The organism is Brevibacterium sp. UMB1308A (genome assembly GCF_030230605.1).
Lineage (GTDB): Bacteria > Actinomycetota > Actinomycetes > Actinomycetales > Brevibacteriaceae > Brevibacterium.
Map to the genome: position 1 here is coordinate 1 of NZ_JASPDO010000031.1, position 24,318 is coordinate 24,318.

25 protein-coding genes and 2 pseudogenes are annotated in these 24,318 nt (G+C 64.9%); 17 read left to right on the forward strand and 10 right to left on the reverse strand.

Annotation, left to right across the window (positions count from 1 at the left end; all coding sequences use genetic code 11):
* On the reverse strand, nucleotides 1-926 hold a 926-nt coding region (locus QP868_RS10810; protein ID WP_284926577.1), incomplete at its 3' end, for an FAD-dependent oxidoreductase.
* 98 nt (nucleotides 927-1,024) lie between these two features.
* Here QP868_RS10810 and QP868_RS10815 point away from each other — a divergent pair.
* The 3 genes from QP868_RS10815 to QP868_RS10825 all read left to right on the forward strand — a co-directional run bounded on the left by QP868_RS10815 (nucleotide 1,025) and on the right by QP868_RS10825 (nucleotide 2,877).
* Nucleotides 1,025-1,414, forward strand: a complete 390-nt coding sequence (locus tag QP868_RS10815) for a heavy metal-responsive transcriptional regulator (RefSeq protein WP_005884416.1) — start codon at nucleotides 1,025-1,027, stop codon at nucleotides 1,412-1,414.
* Nucleotides 1,415-1,427: 13 nt separating this feature from the next.
* On the forward strand, nucleotides 1,428-1,688 hold the full coding sequence (locus QP868_RS10820) for a hypothetical protein (RefSeq protein WP_284926578.1): 261 nt from the start codon (nucleotides 1,428-1,430) through the stop codon (nucleotides 1,686-1,688).
* Between the two features lie 124 nt (nucleotides 1,689-1,812).
* A complete protein-coding gene (locus QP868_RS10825) occupies nucleotides 1,813-2,877 on the forward strand; it encodes an NAD(P)-binding domain-containing protein (protein WP_245527134.1) in 1,065 nt (354 codons plus the stop codon).
* Between the two features lie 78 nt (nucleotides 2,878-2,955).
* On the opposite strand, the gene QP868_RS10830 is transcribed toward QP868_RS10825, so the two are convergent.
* From QP868_RS10830 to QP868_RS10840, 3 genes are all read right to left on the reverse strand, one after another.
* Nucleotides 2,956-4,848: a heavy metal translocating P-type ATPase gene (locus QP868_RS10830; protein ID WP_284926579.1), complete on the reverse strand. Its 1,893-nt coding sequence runs from the start codon at nucleotides 4,846-4,848 to the stop codon at nucleotides 2,956-2,958.
* Nucleotides 4,845-5,204: a Cd(II)/Pb(II)-sensing metalloregulatory transcriptional regulator CmtR gene (gene cmtR, locus QP868_RS10835; RefSeq protein ID WP_284926580.1), complete on the reverse strand. Its 360-nt coding sequence runs from the start codon at nucleotides 5,202-5,204 to the stop codon at nucleotides 4,845-4,847. Before cmtR ends, QP868_RS10830 begins: the two co-directional genes overlap by 4 nt.
* Nucleotides 5,205-5,286: 82 nt before the next feature.
* Nucleotides 5,287-6,282, reverse strand: a complete 996-nt coding sequence (locus tag QP868_RS10840) for an LLM class flavin-dependent oxidoreductase (protein ID WP_473964648.1) — start codon at nucleotides 6,280-6,282, stop codon at nucleotides 5,287-5,289.
* On the opposite strand from QP868_RS10840, the pseudogene QP868_RS10845 reads away from it, so the two are divergent.
* The 3 genes and pseudogenes from QP868_RS10845 to QP868_RS10855 all read left to right on the forward strand — a co-directional run.
* A pseudogene (locus QP868_RS10845) lies at nucleotides 6,262-6,711 on the forward strand (DUF933 domain-containing protein); the annotation flags it as partial. The gene QP868_RS10840 and the pseudogene QP868_RS10845 overlap by 21 nt on opposite strands.
* Nucleotides 6,712-6,753: 42 nt before the next feature.
* Nucleotides 6,754-7,083: a nucleotidyltransferase family protein gene (locus tag QP868_RS10850; protein ID WP_284926582.1), complete on the forward strand. Its 330-nt coding sequence runs from the start codon at nucleotides 6,754-6,756 to the stop codon at nucleotides 7,081-7,083.
* A gap of 29 nt (nucleotides 7,084-7,112) precedes the next feature.
* Complete coding sequence (locus tag QP868_RS10855; protein ID WP_284926599.1) at nucleotides 7,113-7,415, forward strand: HepT-like ribonuclease domain-containing protein; 303 nt, start codon at nucleotides 7,113-7,115, stop codon at nucleotides 7,413-7,415.
* Nucleotides 7,416-7,703: 288 nt separating this feature from the next.
* Here the strand turns inward: QP868_RS10855 and QP868_RS10860 are convergent, their stop codons facing one another.
* Nucleotides 7,704-7,949 carry a ribbon-helix-helix domain-containing protein gene (locus tag QP868_RS10860; protein ID WP_284926583.1) on the reverse strand — a complete coding sequence of 82 codons (246 nt, stop codon included), beginning with the start codon at nucleotides 7,947-7,949 and terminating at the stop codon, nucleotides 7,704-7,706.
* Between the two features lie 118 nt (nucleotides 7,950-8,067).
* On the opposite strand from QP868_RS10860, the gene QP868_RS10865 reads away from it, so the two are divergent.
* From QP868_RS10865 to QP868_RS10895, 7 genes are all read left to right on the forward strand, one after another.
* Nucleotides 8,068-8,373, forward strand: a complete 306-nt coding sequence (locus QP868_RS10865; RefSeq protein WP_284926584.1) for a putative quinol monooxygenase — start codon at nucleotides 8,068-8,070, stop codon at nucleotides 8,371-8,373.
* The gene (locus QP868_RS10870) at nucleotides 8,351-8,662 is read left to right on the forward strand and encodes a HigA family addiction module antitoxin (protein ID WP_284926585.1); all 312 of its coding nucleotides are present in this window, start codon (nucleotides 8,351-8,353) and stop codon (nucleotides 8,660-8,662) included. Before QP868_RS10865 ends, QP868_RS10870 begins: the two co-directional genes overlap by 23 nt.
* Before the next feature lie 144 nt (nucleotides 8,663-8,806).
* The gene (locus QP868_RS10875; protein WP_284926586.1) at nucleotides 8,807-9,211 is read left to right on the forward strand and encodes a winged helix-turn-helix domain-containing protein; all 405 of its coding nucleotides are present in this window, start codon (nucleotides 8,807-8,809) and stop codon (nucleotides 9,209-9,211) included.
* Nucleotides 9,198-9,704, forward strand: a complete 507-nt coding sequence (locus tag QP868_RS10880; protein WP_284926587.1) for a hypothetical protein — start codon at nucleotides 9,198-9,200, stop codon at nucleotides 9,702-9,704. The genes QP868_RS10875 and QP868_RS10880 overlap by 14 nt, the downstream gene beginning before the upstream one ends.
* A 409-nt stretch (nucleotides 9,705-10,113) precedes the next feature.
* Nucleotides 10,114-10,956, forward strand: coding sequence for a DUF4261 domain-containing protein (locus QP868_RS10885; protein WP_284926588.1), 843 nt, complete (start codon nucleotides 10,114-10,116; stop codon nucleotides 10,954-10,956).
* Nucleotides 10,957-11,075: 119 nt separating this feature from the next.
* Nucleotides 11,076-11,309: a FitA-like ribbon-helix-helix domain-containing protein gene (locus QP868_RS10890; protein WP_284926589.1), complete on the forward strand. Its 234-nt coding sequence runs from the start codon at nucleotides 11,076-11,078 to the stop codon at nucleotides 11,307-11,309.
* A 52-nt stretch (nucleotides 11,310-11,361) separates the two neighbouring features.
* A complete protein-coding gene (locus QP868_RS10895; protein ID WP_284926590.1) occupies nucleotides 11,362-11,880 on the forward strand; it encodes an ATP-binding protein in 519 nt (172 codons plus the stop codon).
* 2 nt (nucleotides 11,881-11,882) lie between these two features.
* Here QP868_RS10895 and QP868_RS10900 read toward each other — a convergent pair whose 3' ends face one another.
* The 3 genes from QP868_RS10900 to QP868_RS10910 all read right to left on the reverse strand — a co-directional run bounded on the left by QP868_RS10900 (nucleotide 11,883) and on the right by QP868_RS10910 (nucleotide 15,535).
* Nucleotides 11,883-12,515, reverse strand: coding sequence for a hypothetical protein (locus QP868_RS10900; protein WP_284926591.1), 633 nt, complete (start codon nucleotides 12,513-12,515; stop codon nucleotides 11,883-11,885).
* Between the two features lie 6 nt (nucleotides 12,516-12,521).
* The gene (locus QP868_RS10905) at nucleotides 12,522-13,535 is read right to left on the reverse strand and encodes a CPBP family intramembrane glutamic endopeptidase (protein WP_284926592.1); all 1,014 of its coding nucleotides are present in this window, start codon (nucleotides 13,533-13,535) and stop codon (nucleotides 12,522-12,524) included.
* Nucleotides 13,536-13,813: 278 nt separating this feature from the next.
* Nucleotides 13,814-15,535 (reverse strand): SulP family inorganic anion transporter, encoded by a 1,722-nt coding sequence (locus QP868_RS10910; RefSeq protein ID WP_284926593.1) that lies wholly within the window; start codon nucleotides 15,533-15,535, stop codon nucleotides 13,814-13,816.
* Between the two features lie 299 nt (nucleotides 15,536-15,834).
* Between QP868_RS10910 and QP868_RS10915 the strand changes: the two genes are divergently transcribed.
* Nucleotides 15,835-16,446 carry a hypothetical protein gene (locus tag QP868_RS10915; protein WP_284926594.1) on the forward strand — a complete coding sequence of 204 codons (612 nt, stop codon included), beginning with the start codon at nucleotides 15,835-15,837 and terminating at the stop codon, nucleotides 16,444-16,446.
* Nucleotides 16,447-16,675: 229 nt separating this feature from the next.
* Nucleotides 16,676-17,050, forward strand: a complete 375-nt coding sequence (locus tag QP868_RS10920) for an SMI1/KNR4 family protein (protein ID WP_284926595.1) — start codon at nucleotides 16,676-16,678, stop codon at nucleotides 17,048-17,050.
* A gap of 346 nt (nucleotides 17,051-17,396) precedes the next feature.
* Here QP868_RS10920 and QP868_RS10925 read toward each other — a convergent pair whose 3' ends face one another.
* Together QP868_RS10925 and QP868_RS10930 are read right to left on the reverse strand one after the other, a co-directional pair.
* A complete protein-coding gene (locus QP868_RS10925) occupies nucleotides 17,397-18,767 on the reverse strand; it encodes an MFS transporter (protein WP_284926596.1) in 1,371 nt (456 codons plus the stop codon).
* The gene (locus tag QP868_RS10930; RefSeq protein ID WP_284926597.1) at nucleotides 18,764-22,723 is read right to left on the reverse strand and encodes an ABC transporter ATP-binding protein; all 3,960 of its coding nucleotides are present in this window, start codon (nucleotides 22,721-22,723) and stop codon (nucleotides 18,764-18,766) included. Before QP868_RS10930 ends, QP868_RS10925 begins: the two co-directional genes overlap by 4 nt.
* A 99-nt stretch (nucleotides 22,724-22,822) precedes the next feature.
* Here QP868_RS10930 and QP868_RS10935 point away from each other — a divergent pair, with 99 nt between their 5' ends.
* Entirely contained in the window at nucleotides 22,823-23,545 is a 723-nt protein-coding gene (locus QP868_RS10935) for a TetR/AcrR family transcriptional regulator (protein WP_284926598.1), read from the forward strand.
* Between the two features lie 241 nt (nucleotides 23,546-23,786).
* Nucleotides 23,787-24,243: pseudogene (locus QP868_RS10940) on the forward strand (IS1634 family transposase); the annotation flags it as partial.
* Nucleotides 24,244-24,318 lie beyond the last annotated feature (75 nt).

Genomic DNA, 24,318 nt, shown 5'->3' on the forward strand with positions numbered 1-24,318 from the left:
TTCGAGGACTGCAGCCGGTCGGAGACGACCACCTCGCCGGAGTCTCCGGTATTCACCCCGACCGCATCGAGGTTCAGGCCATCGGTGACGGGACGGCGTCCGAGGGCGACCAGGACCTGGTCGGCGCGGAACTCCTGCGAGCCGCCGGACACGGCGGCGGTCACGACGGCCTCGCCTCCCGTGCCGCGGGAGACCCGGGTGGGCACTGCGCGGCTGACGACGCGGATGCCCTCGTCGGCGAACACCTCCTGGAGCACCTTCGACACCTCCGGCTCCTCCTTCGAGGCGAGCCGAGACCGCACGAGCAGCGTGACCTGCGAACCGAGGCGGGCGAACAGCTGCGCCTGCTCCAGGGCGACGTAGCCGCCGCCGAGCACCAGCAGCGACTCGGGGACCTCCGTCAGCTCCATCGCCGTGGTCGAGGTCAGGTATCCGGTCTCCTCTAGGCCGTCGATCGGCGGTGCCCACGGGCGAGAACCAGTCGCGACCAGGTAGTGGTGGGCCTCGATGGTCTCGACGCTTCCGTCGGCTCTCGCAACATCGAGAACCGGCGCATCAGGGGTGCCCACGAACGAGGCGTCGCCGCGAAGGACCTGCCAGCCGTAGGAGTCGGCGACGTCGGCGTACTTCTCGCCGCGCAGCGACTCCACCAACGCTTGCTTCCCAGCGATCAGCGCGGGCATGTCGACGGGATCCGCCGTCGTCGCGATCCCGGGGAACCGGGTTGCGGCGTCGACGGCGACGTGCCGCGCGCCGGCCGCGGCGATGAGCGCCTTCGACGGGACGCAGCCCGTGTTCACGCAGGTGCCGCCGAGCGTCCCGCGCTCGATCATCACCACCGACTTCCCGAGCGTGCTGGCGCGGATCGCAGCGGCGAACGCGCCGCCTCCCGATCCGATGATGGCGAGATCGTACTTCGTAGGCATCGCTGCTCCTGTCAACTCTTGGCTTTCTGCTCTGTCTCAGCCATACTGGACCTTCCAGTGCAGGGGAAGGTCAAGCGCGGCCACGGAGGGAGACAGCAATGCGGATCGGAGAACTCGCCGAGAGGGCGGGCACTACCGCGAAGACCCTTCGCTTCTACGAGGAACAGGGCCTTCTGCCCCCGACCGAGCGCACGCCGTCCGGATACCGCGACTATGCGCCCGAGATGGTCGCTCGGATCGACTTCGTCCACCGCGGCCAGGCCGCGGGCCTCACCCTCGCCCAGATCCGCCAGATCCTCGACATCCGCGACGGCGGCCATGCGCCCTGCGAGCACGTGCGCGACCTGCTTGACGTGCGCCTCGCTGAGATCGAGCAGCAGATCGCGCAGCTCTCCGTGCTACGCGACACTATCGCGGATCTCAGACAGGACGCCGCGCACCCGGACCCTGAAACGTGCAGCACCGATCAAGTGTGTAGGTACTTGTAGACGACGGGAGTCAATGACTCAAACGCTACAACCCCGATATGCGCTAGCGCATGTCGATGACCCCGGTGCCCACCTCGATGTGATTGGTGGTGGCCGAGACAGCACACAGCAGCGGCATCGTGGCGGAGGCCCGCAGCGCGAAGTGGTGGACTCGGAAGGACGCGTTGTTCACGCCGATTTCGTCCGCAGCCTGGGTGATCTCCAGATGAGTCTTGGCGATCTTTTCCGCAGATCGCCCGCGCTAGCTGCCGAAAGCGTAATGCCCGGAGCTTAAGAGGCCGAACGCTTTCATTGGATAACACTCCTTTTGATGGTGTTAACGAGAGGGAGTAACTTTGCAACGAGATGCCGTGGAGTTCAAGTTCAACGTGTAACGCAGGGTGCTGAGGCGGAGATTGTTGAATACCATTGACAAGCTCCCTCCCGTTGGTGAGCTCGCCGAGACACGACTGGGCGGGCATGTGCCCGGTGAGGTGAGAAGCGCCACGGAGCATCACACTGCCATCGTCGTCGGTGGTGGCCAGTCCGGCCTAGCCACGTCGTACTACTTGCGGCGCTTCAAAGTGGACTTCTTGGTCCTAGACAACCAAGAGGAACCCGGTGGAGCGTGGTTGCACACGTGGCCTTCACTGACGCTTTTCTCCGCCGCGGAGTTCTCCAATCTGCCCGGCTGGCCTATGCCGCGGTACCCGGGGTACCCGCCGGCAAGCCATGTAATCGACTATCTGGAAAACTACGAAAAACGCTATGACCTCCCGGTTAGGCGCCCAGTGCACGTTCACAGCGTGTCCCATGAGGAAGGGATGTTCTACCTCAGTACGAGCGTCGGTCAATTCACAGCGGAACACGTTATCGCGGCTACCGGCACGTGGTCCGCGCCCTTCGTGCCCCACTATCCCGGCACCTTCCAGGGACGCCAGTGGCACTCGTCGACCTACCCTGGTCCCGAACCATTCCGCGGCGCGAAAGTCGCGGTGGTCGGCGGGGCGAACTCGGGTGCCCAGATCGCCGCAGACCTCATTGGGAGGTCGGAGGTCACATGGTTCACACGTGAGCAACCGCGCTGGATGCCTGACGATGTCGATGGCCGCGATCTCTTTCTGCGCAGCCGCCGCCGGATTCTCGGCGGCGATTCCGGACCGAACCTCGGGGACATTGTCGCGCTTCCTCATTTACGTGAGCTCCGCAACTCCGGTCAGCTCAGCGCTACCCCCATCTTCGATAGCTTGAGCGAGCTCGACCACGACCACCTGATTTGGTGCACTGGTTTCCGTCCGGCTCTCGGCCCATTCCGGCACCTCATGCGTGGCCGCGAACCTGCGGTGCAGAATCTGCATCTGGTCGGTTACGGCAACTGGACCGGGGACGGCTCAGCAACGCTGATGGGTGTTGGGCCCTTTGCCAAACACACTGCCCAAGTAGTCGCGGGCCGTGTCGATAAAGCTCGGCATCAAAAGTTTTGAGATGACGCTTGGTCCCTGAGCAGCTCGATCCTTCCAAGATCCGCATTGGAGAGCCAGCGCGCTGGACGAAAGTGTGGCTCAGCGCTTCGCTTGCGCAGCCCGCAGGCCGTTCAAAATCACGATAACTTCAGCGACCTCGTGAACCAACACGACGGCGGCCAAGCCCAGCACGCCGCTGATCGCCAGCGGCATCAACACGATGATGATAGCCAGAGACAGCACGATGTTCTGGTTGATGATCCTGCTGCCTCGGCGAGCGTGCTGCAGTGCCTGCGGGATCAGCCGGAGGTCGTGGCCGGTGAAGGCGACGTCAGCGGACTCGATCGCGGCGTCAGAGCCGGTCGCTCCCATCGCTATACCCACCGTCGCGCCCGCCAGTGCCGGCGCGTCGTTGATGCCGTCGCCGATCATCGCCGTCGGCGTCTTGGAGGAGAGCTCGGCGACGATGCTTGCCTTGTCCTCCGGGCGTAGCTCGGCGCGCACGTCGTCGATCCCGGCGATTTCAGCCAGCGCCCGGGCGGTGCGAGTGTTGTCGCCGGTGAGCATGCTCACTTTCACGTCGTTAGCATGCAAGGTCTGCACAGCTTCGGGCACCTCGGGCCGCAGCTCGTCACGGACCCCGATCGCCCCGGCGAGGGCGTCATCGACGGTGACAAGGACGCAGGTTTGGCCCTCGGACTCCATGCGCTTAACGTCTGCATTCAGTGGCCCGGCGTCGATCCACCGGGGGCTACCCACCAGCACCCGTCGGCCTTCGACGGTGCCGCCGATGCCATGCCCGGCTTCCTCGCTGATGTCCTGGGCGTCGGGCGCTTCGGGCACCGCTGCCACGATAGCTGCGGCGAGGGGGTGCGTCGATTGCTGCTCAACTGCCGCCGCGAAGGCAAGCACCTGCGCCCGATCGAATCCGTCTGCCAGGACTACGCCGGTAACCTCGGGCTGGTTGCGGGTGAGGGTTCCGGTCTTGTCCACCGCCAGGTGACGGATGCCGCCGAGCCGCTCGAACGCCGCACCGGACTTGATGACCACGCCAAACTGGCTGGCCGCGCCGATCGCGGCCACGACCGTCAGCGGCACGGAGATTGCCAACGCGCACGGCGACGCTGCGACCAGGACCACCAGTGCACGGGTGATCCACGTCTCAGGGTCGCCCAGCAGCGAGCCAATCACACCGACCAGCACCGCCAGGATCATCACCCCGGGCACTAGGGGCCGGGCAATCCGGTCGGCGATCCGGGCGCGGTCGCCCTTTTCCGCCTGTGCCTGCTCGACCAGGTCCACGAGTGTGGTCAACGAGTTGTCCGTTCCAGCTGCGGTCGTCTCGACCTCCAGCACACCGGCGGAGTTGATCGCTCCCGCGGGCACCTCGTCGCCGGGTGCGACCTCCTCCGGAATGGATTCTCCGGTGATCGCTGAGGTGTCAAGGCTGGAGCGTCCGGAACGAATGATGCCGTCCGTGGGGATCCGCTCCCCGGGGCGAACGAGCATCAGCTCGCCAACCACGAGGTCCTTCGCTGCGACCTCGACCGCCGTGCCGTCGCGCAGCACCGTCGCGGTCTGCGGCACCAACTTCAACAGTGCCCGCAGTCCGCCCTGGGCCCGGTCCATCGCCTTGTCCTCCAGTGCCTCAGCGATCGAGTACAGGAACGCTAGAGCCGCGGCCTCTCCGACGAAGCCGAGGATCACCGCGCCGACCGCGCTGATCGTCATCAGCAACCCAATGCCGAGCTTGCGCTTTGTGACAAGGTTCCGGATCGCTCCAGGCGCGAACGTATACGCCCCTAGCAGCAGGCCGACCCAAAACAGTATTGTCGCGGGTGTCTCCAATCCGGCCCAGTCCAGCGCCAGGCCTATACCGAGGGCTACGCCAGAGAAGATCGGTAGCAGTAGTTCGGGGTCCTTCCACCATGGCCGATCGAGATCTTCGATTTCCGTGGCTGGTTCGTGTTCGCATCCACATGCTGAACTCATGCGTCCGCACCTTTCTCGCCGCAGCCGGGCACCGAGCATTCAGGGTCGATGCACGGGGCGTTTTCGTCGACAGTCAACGTCGCGTTCACTAGCGCCTTGAGCGCTGCCGCGAGGTGCGGATCGGCGATTTCGTAGCGGGTCTTGCGGCCCTCCGGCTCGGAGACGACGATGCCGCAGTCACGCAAGCAGGTCAGGTGGTTCGAGACGTTCGAGCGGGTCAGGTCCAGGTCGCGCGAAAGCACAGCCGGGTAGCTCGGGCCGTCGAGTAGGGTCATCAGGATTCTGGAGCGCGTCGGATCCGCCATGGCCCGGCCGAGCCGGTTCATGACATCGAGGCGTGAAGCAATAGTCAGCATGTGCTGAACTATACAGCAAGTACTGAACTATTCAAAACACACTGAACTGACATTGAAGCGAAGAGTTTGCGACCTGCGGGAATTAGGCGATGGGATAGCCGGTAACTGGGCCTTCGCGATTCGGCTGCCAACCCAACGCGGGGGCGACATGCGTGGCGAAGTTGTCCAAGATTTTCACGTTGACGTCCACGCCCATCCCGGCGGGGATGGTGATGAGCAGGGTGTCGGCGGACATGACGGCGGCGTAGGTGCGGCCGAAGGTGGAGGCGCCGACGTCAGGCAGTGTGCCCACCTGGTCGGAGCCGGAGGCCTGCATGCCGAACAACTGCATGTCCGCGCCGTCGACGATGGGGAAGATAGAGCGAGACGCCGACACGCGCGGCGTCCAATCGTGGCCCGCCTCCTTCCATGCGGCGCGGTAGCGGCTGATCTGATCCGCCTGGATTTCGCCCAGGGTCTCGGCGGTGGTCGCGGAAACCAGGGTGGAGGACATTAGGTTGAGCCCGTCCTTGGCGGCCTGTTCCGCCGAGGTGTGGGTGCCGGAGCCGTAGAAAATGTGTTTGCGCAGCTCTGGCGCCATGGGGAAGACCGGCAGGGCGGAGCCGGGATGGAACATGTTGGGGTACTGCCGGTCCAGCGGTGCGGCGGTGGCGAACCCGTTGCCGTCCACTGAAGCCATGAACGCCTCGAGGTGGGCGCGTGCCACGTCCGCGCCGTTGGGAGCTTCGCCCTTGTAGCCGAAGGCCTCCCAGCCGCGGTCAGCCACCTCGGGGGCGCCGCGTGAGACGCCTAGCGCCACGCGGCCACCGGAAATGTGGTACAGCGATGCGGCCTCTTCGGCGAGGTGGAGCGGGTTTTCATAGCGCATGTCGATGACCCCGGTGCCCACCTCGATGTGATTGGTGGTGGCAGCGACAGCACCCAGCAGCGGCATCGGGGCGGAGGCCCGCGGCACAAAGCGGTGGACACGGAAGGGCGCGTTGCTCACGCCGATTTCGTCCGCGGCCTGGGCGACCTCCAGATGAGTCTTGGCGATCTTTTCCGCAGATGGCCCGCGCTGGCCGACGGAGCCATGCAGGCGAAGATGCGCGAACTCGTTGCTCCAGTTGAGGCGATTTTCTTGGACGCGAAGTTCGAGGCGGAGCTCATTGAGCTGGATCCTGAAGAAGCTGCTGAAATGCTTGAATCCACGGGTCAGGATGAGCCTGGTTTGGACAAGCTGGCCAGGGTTGGGTTCGACACTCTTGGTCTGCAGACGTACCTGACGGCGGGCCCCAAGGAGGCGCGTGCGTGGACTATCCGTAAGGGATGGACCGCTCCCGAGGCGGCCGGCGTCATTCACACTGACTTCCAGAAGGGCTTTATTAAGGCTGAGATCGTGTCCTTTGAGGACCTGGATGAACTGGGTTCGATGGCCGAGGCGAAAGCGGCTGGCAAGGTCCGTATGGAAGGTAAGGACTACGTTATGGCCGATGGCGACGTGGTTGAATTCAGGTTTAACGTGTAGAGCGCCATGTCGAAATGCTTCCAGGGCAGGTACCCTGGAAGCATGTCTGAGACCGTCATGACGCCCGAGACGCTCGCACTGCGCGAGCTCCTCGCTGCCCGTCGTGACGAGTTCCAGGTGCTCCTCGATCGGTACAGCGCGACCAACCCGAAGCTGTTCGGATCCGTGGCCCGTGGCACCGCGTCTGCTGGATCAGACATCGACATCCTCGTGGAGATGGATCCTGCTGAGGGGAATCTCCTGATGCGTGCGTCCGGTCTGCTCGAGGAAACTCGCGCGCTGTTCGGGCGCGATGACATCGACGTGTTTCCTGCTCAACTGCTCAAGCGTCCGGTCTCCGCCTCGGCGCTCGCTGAGGCGGTGCCCCTGTGAGTCGTAGCCAGGCACAGCGCATTGCTGATGTGCTGAATGCGGTCGAGCGATGTAGGAGATATGTCGCTGCATTGGACCGCGAGAGTGACATCGCTGAGATGGCGGAGGACGCGATTGAGCGGAACCTCCAGATCATCGGTGAAGCCGTGAATCACCTACCTGATGAGATCACCGGCGCGCACCCTGAGATTCCCTGGCCGCAGATTCGAGGGTTCCGGAACATCCTGGTGCACCAGTACTTCGGCGTCGACATCGATGTAGTCCGCGATGTCGTTGAGACTCATCTGCCTCCTCTAGCTGAGGCGCTGGATGGATACGTTGTCATCGACTGACGACGCGGATCCAAAAGTTGTTCGGGCACGGAAGGTAGTTGAATTCCGGTTTAACACCGCACAGTAAATTGGTGGAGTTGAGGTTTAATGTGTAAGCGGGCGGGGGGTTGCTTGCGCGACGTAGACGACTAATCGAGCAGAGCGCGGTATTGTTTGCGAGCCTTCATCGAGTGAATTATCGTTTCGGAACCGTCGTCCCAGATGAGAATGACGATCTCGAGTAGTCTCAATGAGGTGTCGAGTCCGAGACGCAACTCCCGCTGAGGGTGCTCTGACGGACTTCCACTTCTAGATGGCATTCTTTAACGCTTCGCGGATTGCCTGCGACCTCGACCATCCGTTTGACGCCGCATATTTGTCGAGATCCGCTATCTCGCTGGCGGAAAGCCGAATGGAGATAACTTTCGCGGCGTCCTTGTCGCGAGGTTTCCTTCCTCGACGACGAAGTGCCTCCACGTCATAACCGTTTTCAGCTTCGGCTGCCCACGCATCGATTTGCTCTTCGCTGATCGGCTGTCCGTTGATAGTTTTCATACGTATAATCGTAATACGAAAATAGGTTTGGTGGCTAGGGTGTGGTTGCTTTCTCTTGACAGTCCGTCGAGTTCAGGTTTAACGTTTAGCAACGTCTGACTTTTAATGAAGGTGTTCTATGAGCATGATCGAGCTGAATGGCACTCTGATCTGCACGGACGTCAGTGATGTTTCGATCGTTGAACGGTTCCTTCCAAAGCACGTTGAGCTCTCTCGTGATGAACCCGGGTGTCTGCGCTTCGAGGTCACTCAATCTGACGACCCGCTCGTATGGAATGTGTCAGAACAATTCACTGATCAAGCATCGTTCGATTCGCACCAAGCGCGGGTTAAAACGAGCGAGTGGGGTCACGCAACAGCGCATATTCATCGTGACTACACCATTACGAGGCCAGAGGAAGATGATGTCGTTCACTACCGCTGACCAACTCCCTCCGGTTAACCCTGGCGAGGTTCTGATGGAAGACTTCATTGAGGGATTCGGCATCACGCAGCACAAGCTCGCTGTGTCTATCGGTGTTCCCCCGCGGCGGATCAACGAGATCGTGCATGGCAAGCGCGCCATCACTGCTGACACGGCGTTGCGTTTGGGGCGATACTTTGGAGTGGAGCCGCAGTTCTGGCTCAATCTGCAGAGTCGCTATGAGCTTGAGCTGGCGCAGGAGCGTGTGGCTGATCAGATAACCAAGATCACGCCACTACAGGTGGCATGATCAACCGTGCAGTGCTGGAGGAGCGCTCCGCGCACGCCAGTGGATGCTGGTGGTTCTCAGTGCCGGAACTCGATGGAGCTCAGGTTTAACGTCTGACGTGCACCATTGACACTTTCCCATAAGTGGAAGATATATTCTCGTTCTGTGAAGGTGCCCGGCTCGCAATTGACTCCATTCGTCCGCTCCGACGCGGTCGGGGCGATCCTTGCGGAATCCCTGAGTCATCCCGACCGGGAGTTCTCACTGGCTGAGCTCGGCCGTCGCACCGGCGTCAGTAGCCCAGTGGTTCATCGTGAGGTGGGGCGGCTCGTGGAGAGCGGCATCCTCCGGGACCGTCATGAAGGGCGCAATCGACTTGTGCGAGCCGATGGCAATCGCATCCGCGCCGTCGAGGAAGCTCTGTCAGGCACCTCCCTTGTTATAGTGCCGGGCGACGATGCCGTCCATCTTTGGAACCACGAACTCACTGGGGTTCAGCCCGTCGAGCTGGTTTTCGACGATCAGTCTCCGGCCACGGATGAGGAAGGGAAAAATCATGAGGTTGATTGATCCGAACGAGCTTTTCAGTTCTCTTGAGCAGCTTGATCCCGCCATCAAAAACAAAGCCAAGATCCCTGACATCGATGCAACGTACACCGAGTTCATTCATCGTTATGAGGGGGTAAGTCTCACGCCGGACACTGTTCTGTATGGCTATCAGAAGGTGCTCGAGTGGAATCGGCGAGCATGTGGCGACGGTTTGCCCGAAGATCTGTGGCTTATCGGGCAGTCGGGGCAGGGCGATGAGTGGTTCTTGAGTGCACGGCGCAAGACAGTGTTCTTTTTCGACCACGACCAGGGGGAGTACGGCGGGCCAGAGAGCTTCCTCGATCTGAAGGTCGACTTCACTGGTTTTCTCAGGACGGCGTTCCTGTTGTCGGAGCTGGAAGAGAAGCTTGACGAGGGGCAGGAGATCGATGAACACGAGCAGGAAGTCTCGGACCTTCTGAACAGCATCCATCCGCAACTGTGTGAGAGGTATCCCTTCAACTATTTTGAATGATTGCACCTTGGTCTCAGCTCACGGTCGTTAGCGGAGGCGCGATGTCGACGCCTGTGGCAAGTGCGCGGGTGTGGGCGTCCTTGACGGCATCGACCAAAACGGAAGTATCGGGGTTCTCGGGAGCTGTGGCGCCGAAAGCACGTTAATCAGCTTCGGAACGCGGTCGAGTTCCGGTTCAACGTGTAGAGACAGCAACCAGTGCGGCCCCGTGCCATTTCTGCAGTTCTCACCAGCAGCCCGACGAGCCAAAATCCGTACGTAGCACCGAAAACAACTGCTATGCTGAAGGCGTAAAAGCCATCGGCTGAAAACAAGCCATCAACTCACTCGCACACTTGCCGTACCCGCTGTGTCGAAGCCCCACCTCCGGTTCCAATAACCACTCCAAACCGCCCACAAGGAGAAAGACATGTTCGGACTGTTTGGCAAGCGTTCCGGCAAAGCCGTCCAAAGCACTCGCCCCGAGCCCACCTACGAAATGAGTGATAGCCCAGTCATCGGATACGTGCTGTTGCGTGAGGCGGTCAGCAGGGATCAGATTATCGAGGCCCTGAATGAGCACATCAGCGACGAAGAAGTCTTCGAATGGGATGAGGACGCCTCTGATGGCGATACCATGGGCTGCACGATCAACGGACTCTGGGTAGCGATCTCGTCAACGGACGCACCGTTTCCCGAAGGCGAGGCGCAGGGGGTACTCCACCCGGTGTTCGCCGGCGACGACCCCGAGGCCATCGCGGAGCACCGCGCATTCCTGCTCGTGGCGGGCATGCCCGGCATCTCGAAGGGCGACAGCGACGACGAGGCCCCGCTCAACCATCTCGACGTCGTGATCAACCACGTGCAGGTGGTGCGCGCGCTACTTTATCTGGAGGAAGCCGTGGGCTACTACTCCGGTGACGCGGGAACCACGTACGGCAAGGAGCCCTACCTGGAGATCACCGAGGCCGAAGACCCGTTCGCTGCGGCCTTCCTGGCGCCCGTCTGGGTCCGCCCGCGCCAGGACGGGGCTTGGGATGCGTACTCGATCGGCCTGACGAAATGGGGCATCCCGGAGGTCCAGGTGGTGGGGTCGACACGCGAGCCCGGCGACCTGTTCTCCTACCTCATGGATATAGTCGGGTACCTGCTCGGTGGGGCACGGATCCGGGCAGGCGAGACCCTCGGGCGCGACGAGAACGAGAAGATCATGACGTCGTGGCAGCCGAGCATCATCGACGAGGAAGAGACCGCCCTCCAACTGGAAATGTGAATCTGACAAGCGCAGGAATGCCTGTGCAACACCTCGAACGCCCCATCGCCGTCGACGATCCGGCCTGGCCCCATCTCCAGCAAAGCGTTCATGGTTGATAGCAGAAGGAGGTGGCTCTTATGGCATCCATCATTGTGCGTGGTCTCGATGACCACGTGAAGCAACAGCTCGCATCTCAGGCGAAGGAGCACGGGCGATCCATGGAGGCCGAGGTTCGCGACATCCTGACAAAGGCGGCCCGGCGGCCTCACATAGGCAGGGCTCTTCTGGATGTGGCGCGGGATGTCTGTCGGGTCGATGAGTTGCCGATTCCGACGCGCGACGATGTCGCACGGGTGGCGTGCTTCGAATGATAGCCCTTTGACCTGCGCTACTCGTCGTGCTGGTCGCTCCGAGGTGTCTCTAGTGCGCCCTCAGACTCTTCATGCTGGATTCGCGCGACGTGCATCCGGGCGTGAGCGATGGCGTCTAGGGTGTTGTCGAAGGCGTGATTCTCGTGTGTACGCTGGTCGAAGACGCCGAGCCCGCGATGTCCCCTTCGATGATGTCTCCGACCGCCATGGCCTCCGCGAGCTCGATGCAGAAGTCGCTGGGTATGGACGGGTCGAGGTGAGGCTGGGCCGCGAAGCCGAGCAAACCGTGGTCGATGTCATCGACTCCTGCGGTGGTCTACGAGTTGAGGACATCCCGCGCATGACCGAACCCGGATGGCGTGGCGATGCCGCCAGAACACCGGATGCCAGCGCTGGAGGTGCTGGACTGGGGCTGGCGATCTCAGCCCGTGTAGCCGAGGCCCACGGCGGAAAATTGACCATTTGCCCGCTGCAGCAGGGGTGCCGCATTCGTCTGAGCTTTCCGGCTAGATTTTCCGAGATCGGCGCACGAAAGCCCTGCGATCAGGACGCACACCAGTGCTGGGCGTGAGCTCAGGACTCCTCGCTGTGTGAAGCCTTCACGGGGTGGTACTGCAATCCGAGCAGCAGTCCGTCGACAGTGAGAGAGATCTCGGCGCGGGCGTCCTGCTTCTCGCGTCGCTCCCGGGCCTGCAGCAGCACGACGCGTCCCAGCATGGTGACCTCGACATGGTCGCGGCCCAGCAGGGGGCCGTAGATGTCCAGCGCTGCCTGGAAGTGCGGTGCCAGCCCCCGGGGGCCGATCTGCTTGCGGATGTGCTCGGAGGCCACCTTGTCCAGCTCGTCCAGATGCCCGGCTGCGGCGGCGTCCAGCAGGCGTGTCGCCTCGTCGATGATCTGTGGGGGCACCTGCGGACGCTCGGCCGACACCTTTTGGGGCACCTTGCCGGCGAATCGCTTCTGGGCGGCTTGCCGGGTGATGCCCAGGTTCTCGCCGATCTCGGCCCAGGAGGCGCCCTGCTCCCTGGCGCGCAGCACGATCATGTGGAGGGCGCGCTCGGCCAGGTCGACGAGTTGTGCGGCCGGCGAGAGCGTCTCCTCCAGTCCTGGGTCGCCGTCATCGTTGAGGCCGTGGTCGGTGAAGGCGGCCGCCAGCGCCAGCTCGGTGCGCAGGCGACGGCGTTCTTCGTGGTCCGACCCCTCCATGTGACCTCATTCCTGCGACTGCGTCCCGAAGCTGGCTCGGGCTGCGCGAGGAAAGAGCAGCCAACCGACGACGCTGATCAGGACGATACCAGTGGCGCCCATCAGGGTGTCAAGGTACCAGCTCATGTTCTCGGCGGTGGCTGTGGTGGCGACCATGCTGAGTCCGATGGCGGCGAAGGTGTTGACCGCCGAATGGGTGAAGGCAGCAGGGATCGGATTGCCGCCCGACCGCTCGGTGATGGCGCCGAGCAGCAGGTTGAGGGCCACGCAGAAGACGAGGAACATACCGATGGCGAAGGGACGGGGCATGCCGGGGTAGTTGTGTCCGATCAGCACGATCGGCAGGTGCCAGAGCGACCAGATCACCCCACCGATGACGATCGCGCCGGTGAAGCCCAGCGGCTTCAGTTCGCGCCACAGCCAGCCGCGCCAGCCGACCTCTTCGCCGAAGGCCGAGATGGTCGAGACCAGCAGGTTGATGCCCACGCCGATGAGCATGGCGAGGACGGCCATCGGGATCGACAGCTCCTGGCCGGCATCGGCCAGCTGCTGCTGCACGAGCGTAGCCCAGGTCTTGCCGGTGAGGTCGCCAGGGACGCCCCGCAGGATCATGATCACCGCCGCTGCCAGGGTCAGCACCACGGTCAGGGCCGTGCCCAGGATCGACCACAGCACGATGCGCCCCCAGCGACCCTCGAAACACAGACCCGTGCTGGCCCGCCACTTCTCTCGGGCCACGCGGCAGGTCACCAGCGAGGCGATCAGGGGCGCGAACATGCCCAGGCAGCTGATCGACCAGGCATAGGCCGGGTGATGGGTGCCGCGCTCGAGAAACCAGAAGGGCGCCGCTGCCAGGGTCATCACGGCCAAGGCGCAGCCGGCGAAGATCGCCACCAGACGCCAGCGCACCTTGGGGGGTGGCATCGGTGCACCGGTCGCGGTTTGGTCTGGCCGAGGGGTGGTGAGGGCGTCGGGGACTGGATGGTCGTGGGTGGGTGGCATGGAGGCGTCGTTCGTCATGGGTCCATTGTGTCAACCTAGAGATGACGTGTCAACCAACAGATGACAAACATTGCCCGTCCTGTCCATGGCGCGGGCGCATCCTTCCGGTCACCCATACCGTCTAGTGTGCCTGTGGCTCGATGCGAGCGGAAGGCAGGGTGGTCATGGTGGTGTTCCGCAGCTGGTAGGACGCGCCCTTGAGTGTGATGACGTCGTCGACATGTTTGGAAGATGCGACGACTCCCCGTCGCCGACCGCGGGACAGGGTGATGCCCGCGGCGTCGATCCTCGGGCAGCTACTCGTCGTGCTGGTCGCTTCGAGGCGTCTCTGGTGTGCCCTCAGACTTATCGTGTTGGATTCTCGCGACGTGCATCCGGGCGTGAGCGATGGCGTCGAGGGTGTTGTCGAAGGCGTGATTCTCGTGTGCAAGCTGGTCGAAGACGCCGAGTTCGCGCAACACAGGAACGTGCTCGGGCTTCGTTGCGGAAAGTAAGACCCGGGTGCCCCCGCGCTCGAGGCGCCCGATTGTGTCTGCAAGCATCTGGGCGCCAGTAGCGTCGATTGTCGTGACGTAGCGCATGCGGAGCACGACGACCTTGACCCATGAGACCTCAGCGAGCTCGAGGAGGAAATCGTGTGCCGCGCCAAAGAAGAGTGGGCCTTCGAGGCGGAAGGCCGCGATGTGTTCGTCGAGAAGTTCGCGCTCCTCATCGCTGTGGTCTCCCTTGCTCAGCGGTGTGGCTTCGAACACCGCCGTGCGGGCGGCATCGCGCAATGCGAAGAAGCCCGCCACAACAAGGCCGATGAGCACGGCGACGACAAGATCGAACACGACAGTTGCGACAGCCGTGATGAGAAGAGTGGCCCCGTCGCCCTTGGTGGCGCGCATCACCGAGCTGATGTTCCGCGGGTGGATCATCTGGATCGCAGTGGCGATGAGCACGCCGGCCAGCGCGGCGAGAGGGATTTCGCCCACCCACCGGGCCGCGATGAGCACGGCGACGAGCAGGAGCAGCGAATGGAACACCGCTGCCAGGCGTGTGCCAGCGCCTGCCCGCACGTTGACGGCAGTTCGAGCGATCGCGGCAGTCGCTGGAATCCCGCCGAACAGGGGAGCGACGACGTTGGCGATGCCTTGCCCGAAGAGCTCGCGGTCGGGATCGTGCCGGTCGCCCACGGTCATCGCGTCGGCGACCGTCGCAGAAAGCAACGACTCCAATGCCCCGAGAGCCGCCACGGCGACCGCTGCCAACAGCAACGAGTCCAGGTGCTCCCACGGGATCTGTGGCCAGCGCGGAGCAGGCAACGTCGACGGGATGTAACCAATGGTCTTGAGCCCGCTGTCAGCCAGCATGTTGACGGCCGTCGCGATAGCTACCAACACCAGTGCTGCGGGGAAGCCGCTACGAACGCGCGCAGCAATCACGATCCCGGCCGCCACCGCGAGGGTCATCACTGGCGCCTGCCATGCCGGAGCACCTAGCCACGCGGTGATTGCGCTCCACGCCAACCTGAGGACTTTCTCGCCCTCCACCTCGACGCCGAGCGCTGCAGGCAGCTGTTGCAGGCCGATGATCACCGCGATACCTGCCGTGAAACCTTCGACGACAGGCAAAGGCATATACTTCATCACGCGCCCAGCACCGGTGACCGCCAGCAAGAGCAACATGAGGCCCGCCAATACTCCGACGACGAGTACCCCGTCGGCGCCGTGGGTGGCCACGATGGGGATAAGCACGACGGTCATTGCGCCGGTCGGACCGCTCACCTGGACATTGCTACCGCCGAAGACCGCGGCCAGAATGCCCGCGACGATGGCTGTCGTGATTCCAGCTGCCGCGCCGACGCCCGACGCAACGCCGAAGCCGAGTGCGAGGGGGAGCGCGACGAGGGCCACCATGAGCCCTGCGGAGAGGTCGCGCCCAATCGTCGTGCGCGACCAGTCCGAGCGGCGCGGTGCGAAACGCAGAGCGCGGGCTCCGAAGCCTTCCTTAGATCCGGCGCGTGGGTGGGTCATGGGACTTGCTTGCTCCTTCAAGGCGTCAACGACACTCAAAGGATACACAGGGCGCCATCCTGCGACGGCGATACCTTGTGACTGCCCGCGTTTGTTCGGCGGTAAATCTCGAGATCGGGGATGGACGTCGTCGGCGCGGACGCGCTCAGCAAGGCATTCAAGGAAGGCCGCCAGTTCCTCACGGCTGAATTCGCCTGTGCTCTCGTTCAGCTTCTGGTTTCGCTTGGGCGGCCTGCCAGAAGTGTCTGCGGGCAGGCATTCTGTACGAAAGTCGTGGAGATTTCCCGAAGGATGAATGCATGAAGACTGTTCGCATTGCCATTGCTGTTGCCGCTGCACTGACCTTTGCCGGCTGCGGTTCAGATAAGCCGTCGGTATCAACCGGCGACAGCACCCCAGCGCAGGAAGCCCCGAGCGAGGCCGCCAGCGAAAGCACTCCAACGCAGGACTCTGACGAGCCGCAAAAGCCGAAGGAGAAAGAAAAACCTGCAGGTGAAAATGCGATGGGTGCATCCTTCGATGGCAAGAAAGTCGACCCTGCGGGCTTCGCTGCCGACGGCAAGTACTACTTCCAGACTCAGTCGGGTAAGCACCAGTGTGTGATCACCAGCAAATTCGTCGGCTGCGTGCACATGGGTGCCATTCCGCCCAATGCCCCTGAGGCCCAGCACGCGGATGGCGGTTACGGGCCCGCTAATGCTTCTCGTATGTACGCCGGCAAAAAGGCTGAAATGTTCGGAATGAGCGACTCGGAGTTCCTGAAGCAAGATGGACAGGCGAAGGTGCTCGGCTACGGCGAAGTTCTGGATGTCGAGGGCTTCAAGTGCACTACGGACATGAAACTCGGTGTCATCTGCATACAGGGTAAACACGGGCTACAGGTCTCTTCGCAGAAGTACACGCTTCGCTGATTTCGGCGGGGGGTATGTGCGGTCTCATGGCGTGTGAGAACGAAGAATTTCGAATTGTTTAATGTTGGCCGAATGTCATGAGTGTTCGTTACGTTAGGCAATAACTTATGTTGCCATTGATGAGTTCGTGGCGCTTAATGCTTAAACAGTACCCCTAGTGCGCTCCACACAGAGTCGCTATTGCAGGTGTAGGGTGTTGCCGAGGGCTGAGGCGTGGCACACTTCTCGCATGGCCTTTCCTGTTGATGAGTCACGCATCCGCGCTGCTGAGGATGCATTGGGGCGCACTTTCCCGGACGCTTTGCGCCAGCGTCTGATGTCGGAGAACGGCGGCGAGATCGACGACGCCGACGATGGATACTGGTTCCTCTACCCGGTGTATGACGATTCCGACCGCCGCCGTCTTGGGCGCTCGGCGAATCACGTGGTGAAAGAAACTGAAACGTGGCGCTCCCAAGCCGACGGATTCCCGCAGAACGCCGTCCCCGTCGCCGAGGACCAGGAGGGCAACGCGATCGTTCTGCTACCCGGCGACGACCGCTTTTATGTCTGGGATCACGAACTGCGGGAAACGGAGCCGATCGAGCTTATTTTCGACGAGTGACACTCGCCTGACTACCAGGCTTTCCATAACCATCGCGCAGACGTTATTCGCATGGCCATCAAACGAGCCCATCCGCTTCCTGAGGACTTCGCGTGGTGTGGCTTCGATGATAGTGACGTCGTCATCGGTGATGTGGATGCCGAGTTCGAGGGTTCGGCAGATGACGTCCGCGACGGGACATGGCGCGACGGGGGAGGTAGATTGCACGGTGCGGCCTTGGGTGAGAGACGAGTTGAGGAACTTCTATATTCACCCAGGGCCGCTTCACTCTTCGCTACCGGATGGGCCTGCACAGGCGCTTGTCACGCACTCTGAAACCGGAAGAGCCAGTTCCGACGCACTCGCTCTAGGGGCGAGGATCTGCCTGTGAGCGTATGGAGGCTCTATCGTCCGAATCGCTAGCACTTGAGGCTGAGCCTCGAGTCCTGTTTTGCTCTGTCCGCAGCAGCGGGCCCACAGTCCGCGCCGCGATCACGAGGCCCACCACCGCCAGCACGCCCGCGACCGCCAGCACCGGCAGGTACCCGAACATGCCCGCGGCGGCCATCCCGCCGCCGCCGGCGATGACCATGACGATGCTCGCGACGGTCGTGAAGAACGTGAAGTCCGTGCCCGCGCTCTGCGGCCGGGTCAGGTCCATCGAGATCGTGTAGACGACCGCGAAAGCCGCGCTGAACGCCGCGTTCGCCACCGCCACGACGATGAGGACCAGCCACGGCTGCGTCATGTCCAGCGCCATCGGGACGACCGCGAGCGTCGCGATGACCTGCAGCGCCCCCAGCCGGATGAGCGCGCTGCGCCGGCCCAGCCGCGTCATGAGCGCGCCCGCGACCAGCCCCGCGACGATCCCAACGCCGCTGCCGCCGATGACGACATAGAGCCCAATCCGCCCCTCGGTCCAGCCGGCGTCGACCAGCAGCGGCCGCACCAGGTTGTAGGCGACCGTGAACCCCAGTGTGTACGCGGGGATTGTCACGAAGCACCACACCCGCACCGCGGGGAGGGAGAAGAACGCGAGGGCGCTGCGCAGCGTCACGTGCGGGGCTGGCTGCGTGGCGGTCGACGCATCCTCCCGCCACCCGAGGATGAGCGGCAGCGGCAGCATGCTGAACAGCGCCAGCGACAGGGTTGCCACCTGCCAGCCCGCCGCATGGTAGACCAGCAGGATGAGGCCGCCGCCCACCACCTGCGCGACCGAGGCCCCCGCGGACTGGAGACCGTTGCCGAACCCCCGCTCCTGGGGCTGCAGCAGCCGGGTCGCCGTCGCGTCCGCCGCGATGTCCTGGGTGGCGGCGAGGACGAAGAGGACCGCGAAGATCCCCAGCAGCAGCGGGAAGTCCCCGGCCGGATCGAACAGTGCCAGCGACGCGATCCCCAGCCCCAGCAGCGTCTGCGTCGCGATGAGCCAGCCCCGGTAGTGCCCCATCTTGGCGGATCCGAACCGGTCGACGACCGGCGCCCACAGGAACTTGAGCGTCAGCAGGGTCGCGATGCCGGCGGCCGTCCCGATCGCCGCGAGCGGCACACCGCGGGCCTGCGCGATCGTGAGGAACGCGTACGTGAAGAACCCCAGACTGAGGTTCTGCGAGCTGTAGAGCGCCCCGATGAGCGCGAACCGGCGGACTCGGCCCGAGGCCGTGGTCGCCGCGGCCGTCTCGGTCCCGTCTGCTTCTGGCGTCCCCGAGGCCCCCTCCGGGGCCGAGGTGTGGGTGCTCATGCGGTCTCCTCCTTCGATGACATGTGGGTCGCGCCCGGATCCGAGACCCCAGCCTGCGCCTGTGCCAGCGTGCGGTAGGCGGGGCAGGTGTCCAGCAGGTGCGCGTGCGTGCCGATGCCGGCGATTCGCCCGTCATCCACGACGACGATCCGGTCCGCGTTCTCGACCGTGCGGATGCGGTGGGCGATGACGAGGACGGTGCGGCCGGCGGTCAGGGTGGCAAGCGCCCGCTGGAGGCGCTCCTCGGTGCCGGGGTCCACCGCCGAGGCCGCCTCATCGAGGATGAGGATCGGCGAGTCCTTCAGCAGCGCCCGCGCGATCGCAAGCCGCTGCCGCTGCCCGCCGGACAGGTCCGCGCCGCCGTCCGCCAGCACGGTGTCGAGACCCTGAGGCAGCGCCTGCACCACGTCGTCGCACTGCGCGGCGACCAGCGCCTCCCACACCTGCGCGTCCGTGGCGTGCGGGGCACCCAGCGTCACATTGAAGCGGACGGACTCGTCGAACAGGTAGACGTCCTGGAACACTGTCGCGACCGCGTCGAAGACGGCCTCGCTGCCCAGCTCCCGCACATCCGTCCCGCCGATGAGCACCCCACCGGCATCCACGTCCCAGTACCGAGCGATAAGATGAGCGATCGTCGACTTCCCGGACCCCGAGGCCCCCACCAGCGCCGTCACCTCCCCGGCGCGCGCGACGAAGGACGCGCTGCGCAGAGCGACTGTGCGCTCACTACAGCCGAGGTCGTGCCCACCACCCGCACCCGTGTCACCCGCCGTGCCCGGCCGGCCTGTCGCAGCGGCAGGTGCGCCGGCCTCGGCCGCCTCGTACGCGAAGGTGACGTTCCGCAGCTCGACGTCCGTCCCGGCCGGAGCCGTGGGGCTGGTAGGTTCGGGGAGCGCGGGGGCGTCCCACACTTCGGCGATGCGGGCGGCGATCTGCTGCTGGTTCCGGCGGTAGCCGGCCAGCGCACCCAGCTCCTGGATGGGCTGGTAGAGCGTGAGGGTGAGGAAAAGGAACAGGACGTGGGTGGTGGCCGGCACCGCACCGGCGGCGAAGAGCGCGGAGCCCACGAGGATGAGCACGACCTGGCCGGCCTCGATCGCGATCGTCGCCACCGTGAGCGAGGGCGTGGCGCGCACGGACATCGCGACGCTGGCGGACTCGAGATCCTCCATCGCGGTGCGGTACCGGCGGGCGATCGCAGAATCCGGGTTGCTGCGCAGCACGGCAGCCCCGCGCGCCTGCTCCAGCATCGCCGCTGTCGCCGTGTGTCGCGCGGTGTGCACGTCCGCGAAAACTCGGTGGTAGACGCGGTCGCTCCAAGCCGTCGCAGCCCAGAACAGCGGCAGCCCCACGAGTGCCGCGAGCGCCAGCCGCCAGTCGACCAGCAGCAGGATGACGGTCGCGAGCACCGGCTGGACCAGGGCGCCCACTACCTGCTGCGGCACGTTCTGGAAGTCGATGAGGGCGGCGTCGGAGGTCACGGTTGTCCCGACCCTGCCGGGCTCGAGCCGCTGGACCAGACCCAGCGGCACCCGCCGCAGCCGGTCGAGGACGGACAGCTGCAGGTCCGCCTTCGCGCGGGCCGCGAGCGTCCATATGAGCCCGTTCATCCACATCGAGGCCAGCAGCCGCAGCACGAGTGCCACCGCCAGCAGGATCGTCACGGTCCGCACGAGGCCCGCATTGAGCAGGACGGTGCCGAGCGATTCCGCACCGATGCCGCCCGCGCCGACGAGTCCCGTCTGCGGCAGTGCCCCGATCGCCGCGAGCACCACGACGACGACCGCGATGAGCGGTGCGCCGCGCAGCAGCGACTCGGCCACCATGCGCGGCAGCCCGCGCGTGAGCAGTGGCCGCCACGCGTGCCCGTACAGCGTCCGCCACTGCCGGGCGAAGCTCATCCGTCCCAGCCCCGGCCGCACGATCGCAGCCGGATCCCCGCCGCCGAGGCCATTGCTGGCTGAGCGGTCGTGGCCACTGTTGCTGGGGTCGCCGAGGTCGTCGCTGGGAGCGTGCCCCTTGTCGCCGCCGTCGGCCGCGAGGTGGCCAGGATCCAGGCGCTCCGTGCCGTGGCCAGGGCTGGCGACCGCTGCCACTTCGTCGCTGGTGGTTCCGCAACCTCTCGCAACCGGCTCCAGACGCCAGCCGGTCGCCTTCGTGTACGCGCGCCACAGGTCGCGGTAGCCGGCGCTCGCCTCCAGGAGGTTGTCGTGGTCGCCCTGTGCGGCGACGGTGCCTGCCTCCAGGTACGCGATGCTGTCGCTGTCGCGGATGGTCGTCAGCCGGTGGGCGATCGCCAGCACCGTTCGGTCGCGGGTGAGAGTGTCGATGGCCTCGAGGGTGCGGCACTCGGTGGCGGCGTCCAGCGATGCGGTCGCCTCGTCGAGGACGATGATCCGCGCGTCCTTCAGCAGTGCCCGAGCGATCGCGATCCGCTGCCGCTGTCCGCCGGACAGCGTTCCTCCTCCGGCTGGGAGCGGGGTGTCCCAGCCCTGCGGCAGGGCGGCGGCGACCTCGGAGAGTTGGGCGGCCTCGGCGGCGGTCACGACCTCCGCATCCGTGGCGGCGGGGCGAGCGATGCGTATGTTCTCGCGCAGAGTGGCGGCGAAGACGTGCTCGTCCTGCTGGACGAAGGCGACCAGCCGGGCCAGGTGGGCGGGCGCGATATCGCGGACGTCGACGCCGCCGATCAGGATGCGGCCGGCGGCCACGTCGTGGAAGCGGGCCAGCAGGCGGGCGAGCGTCGACTTGCCGCTGCCGGTCGCGCCCACCAGGGCCAGGGACGTCCCCGCGGGGACGCGCAGGGTGACGGAGGTGAGGACGGGGGTGTCCTCGCGGTAGGCGAAGGAGACGTCCTCGAACGCGACGTCGAAGCGGGTAGGAACCGCCGGGTGGGCGGGGGCCGGGAGCGGGGGCTCCTCGAGCAGCGCGGTGACGGAGGCGGCGGCCAGCTGGATGCGGGTGAGGATCGTCGCAAGCGTGCCCACGAGCCCGATGATGGGGGTGAGATAGCCCAGGCCCAGGAGGAGGACCAGCACCAGGGTGCCCGCGTCGATGCGGCCAGAGGTGAAGCTGAGGCCCGCGGCGGGCAGGAGGAGCGCGATCGCCAGGGTGGTGGCGACACTCATCGCGGCGACCAGCCAGCGCTCGGGGCCCGAGGCCGCCTTGAGCTGCAGGTCCGCGCCGCGCAGCACGGCGGCGCGCGCGTGGTCGAACGCGGAGCCGGTGCGCAGGTAGCCGCGGATGACGACGATGCCGTGCAGGTAGCCCATGACGGCGCGGGTGAGGACGGTGGCGTGCGCGGCGAGCTCCGCGTTGTTCCGCTGCGCCAGCGTCATGCCCACGGCGGAGACGAGGATCAGGAGGACGAGCGCCGCAAGTGCGACGAGGGCCAGCCGCCAGTCGACGGCGAAGAGGACGGCGGTGGTGGCGAGCGGGATGGCGGCGGCCGCGGAGCCGTCGGGGACGCCGTGGGCGAAGGCTTCCTCGAGCTGCTCGACGTCGTCGTGGAGGGTCTTCGTGAGCTGGCCGGCGGAGCGCGCCTGGACGCGGCCCAGCGGGATCGACTGCAGAGTCTGGACAATGCGCAGGCGCAGGCGGCGGAGCATGCGGTAGGTGGCGGTGTGGGCGAGGTGCTCGGAGGCGGCGGACGTGAGGGCGCGGACCACGAGGGCGGCGGCGGTCCAGCCGGCGATCGCAGGGATGCGTCCGGGGGCGTCGTCGACGAAGAGCGCGACGGCGACCGCGTACACCGCCAAGTAGGGGGCCAGGGAGCAGGTGGCGGACATGACCGCCAGAAGGCCCGCGGCGAGGAGGGCCGGGCGCTGCTCGCGGATCGCGTCGCGCAGGGTGGCTGGCAGCGGCGGCTCTGCGGGCGTGGCCGGGGTGGCTGCGGCGTCCGGGGGAGTGGTGGCCGGCGTGGCCGCGGTCTCGGGGTGCGAAGTGGTGGTCATGGAACAAATAGTAAGGTGTGCCTTACTAAAAATCAATGAATATGTATTAAATGTCGCGAGAACTTGTCCCCGCGTTGGTGGGACAGCTACGGTGGGCGGGTGGACGAGCGACAGGAGCAGGGTGCGGGCCGCGGACGCGGGCGTCCGTCGCGCGCCCTGGTGACGCGGGACGACATCGCCGAGGCCGCTCTGAGGATCGCGGGCGACGCTGGCTTCCCGGCCCTCACCATGCACGGGCTGGCGCGCGAGCTGGGGGTGACGACGCGGGCGCTGTACAACCACGTGCGGGATCGCCAGGAGGTCGTCGATCTGGCCGCGCAGCGGATGGTCGAGGGCCTGCCACGGACGCAGTGGGATGCGAGCCGCTGGCGGGAGTCGCTGCGGGAGGGCTATGAGGAGGCTCGGGCGGCGTACCGGCGGATACCACGGGCGGTGCTCGTGTCACTCGATGAGACGGTGACGCCGAGCGAGGTGCCGGCGGCGCGCTTCCTGCTGGCGGAGTCGATGCTCACGTTCTTCACGGACATTGGGCTGTCCCTGGAGTGGGCGCTGGCGATGCGGGGCGCGTTCCTGTCCGACATCTTCGCCCACGCGCTGCTCATCGACTACCGCTACGACCGGGGGAGTGCGGCAGTGCGCGAAGCGATGGGTCAGCCGATTCCCGCCGGCTGGCTGGAGGCGCAGCCGGACGTCGAGGTGCCGCTGTCGCGCGGGGTCGCCTCCCTGCCGTCGCCCACGAGCGACGACATGTTCGCGGCCGTTGTCGACCTCCGGATTGCGGCGATCGAGCGGTTGCTGGAGGTGGGGAGCGTGGGGGAGTGAGTGGTCGCAAGCCGAGATGCAGAAAAAGATCGTCCGGTCCTGGTGGACTGCATGACGTGCGTAGGGTAGGCCACGGCTGTTGAGAACTGTGCGACCGGAGAGTTGCCGTGCCTGTGTGACTGTCGCTTGACCTGACTTGCACAAGTAGGTGAGGGTTTCGTGGCTTCGGGGTGTGTACGTGCTGTTCAGGACGTCGCGATAGTCGAGCTCCGGTAACTAATCCGGCCCGAATCATGGGGGCATGAGTCCATTCGTGCGCAAGGTACGCACCGTGTCGGGCGCTACTGCCGTGCAGATCGCTGACAAGACCGGCGGGAAGTATCGGATCGTCGAGCATCTCGGATCGGCCCACACCCCCGAGGACCTCGCTACTTTCGTCGAGGCAGGCAAAGCTAAACTGCGTGATCCCGCCCAGGCGACACTCGACTTCGACACTGCGGAGAAGCCGCGCACGACGGCAGCGATCGTGAAGTACAGTAGGGCCGGCATCCGCATCGACGTGATCCGCAGCGAGTACACCAAGCTCGGGTTTGACACCGTCGACAGATGAGGCCTCCTTCCAGATCGTAGCCGCTCGTCTGATCGAACCGACATCGAAGTCCGACAGCGTCAGAGTCCTCGACGAGCTCGGTGTCCCGGTCGTCCACCGCAACATCTTCCTCAACTGCCTCACACGGACACACGTGCGGGACTACCGGGGGGTGTCCCTATGGTGTTTGTCAAGCCGCGGTCGGGGTGCGGGGCTCGTATAGGGTGCCTGTTTTCATCATCGC

Excerpts from the sequence above, each read along its gene's own strand:
- QP868_RS10815 (WP_005884416.1), top strand. The coding sequence starts at position 1,025 with ATGCGGATCGGAGAACTCGCCGAGAGGGCGGGCACTACCGCGAAGACC.
- QP868_RS10820 (WP_284926578.1), top strand. The coding sequence starts at position 1,428 with ATGACTCAAACGCTACAACCCCGATATGCGCTAGCGCATGTCGATGAC.
- QP868_RS10830 (WP_284926579.1), bottom strand. The coding sequence starts at position 4,848 with ATGAGTTCAGCATGTGGATGCGAACACGAACCAGCCACGGAAATCGAA.
- cmtR (WP_284926580.1), bottom strand. The coding sequence starts at position 5,204 with ATGCTGACTATTGCTTCACGCCTCGATGTCATGAACCGGCTCGGCCGG.
- QP868_RS10850 (WP_284926582.1), top strand. The coding sequence starts at position 6,754 with ATGTCTGAGACCGTCATGACGCCCGAGACGCTCGCACTGCGCGAGCTC.
- QP868_RS10860 (WP_284926583.1), bottom strand. The coding sequence starts at position 7,949 with ATGAAAACTATCAACGGACAGCCGATCAGCGAAGAGCAAATCGATGCG.
- QP868_RS10865 (WP_284926584.1), top strand. The coding sequence starts at position 8,068 with ATGAGCATGATCGAGCTGAATGGCACTCTGATCTGCACGGACGTCAGT.
- QP868_RS10870 (WP_284926585.1), top strand. The coding sequence starts at position 8,351 with ATGATGTCGTTCACTACCGCTGACCAACTCCCTCCGGTTAACCCTGGC.
- QP868_RS10880 (WP_284926587.1), top strand. The coding sequence starts at position 9,198 with ATGAGGTTGATTGATCCGAACGAGCTTTTCAGTTCTCTTGAGCAGCTT.
- QP868_RS10885 (WP_284926588.1), top strand. The coding sequence starts at position 10,114 with ATGTTCGGACTGTTTGGCAAGCGTTCCGGCAAAGCCGTCCAAAGCACT.
- QP868_RS10890 (WP_284926589.1), top strand. The coding sequence starts at position 11,076 with ATGGCATCCATCATTGTGCGTGGTCTCGATGACCACGTGAAGCAACAG.
- QP868_RS10900 (WP_284926591.1), bottom strand. The coding sequence starts at position 12,515 with ATGGAGGGGTCGGACCACGAAGAACGCCGTCGCCTGCGCACCGAGCTG.
- QP868_RS10905 (WP_284926592.1), bottom strand. The coding sequence starts at position 13,535 with ATGACGAACGACGCCTCCATGCCACCCACCCACGACCATCCAGTCCCC.
- QP868_RS10910 (WP_284926593.1), bottom strand. The coding sequence starts at position 15,535 with ATGACCCACCCACGCGCCGGATCTAAGGAAGGCTTCGGAGCCCGCGCT.
- QP868_RS10915 (WP_284926594.1), top strand. The coding sequence starts at position 15,835 with ATGAAGACTGTTCGCATTGCCATTGCTGTTGCCGCTGCACTGACCTTT.
- QP868_RS10920 (WP_284926595.1), top strand. The coding sequence starts at position 16,676 with ATGGCCTTTCCTGTTGATGAGTCACGCATCCGCGCTGCTGAGGATGCA.
- QP868_RS10925 (WP_284926596.1), bottom strand. The coding sequence starts at position 18,767 with ATGAGCACCCACACCTCGGCCCCGGAGGGGGCCTCGGGGACGCCAGAA.
- QP868_RS10930 (WP_284926597.1), bottom strand. The coding sequence starts at position 22,723 with ATGACCACCACTTCGCACCCCGAGACCGCGGCCACGCCGGCCACCACT.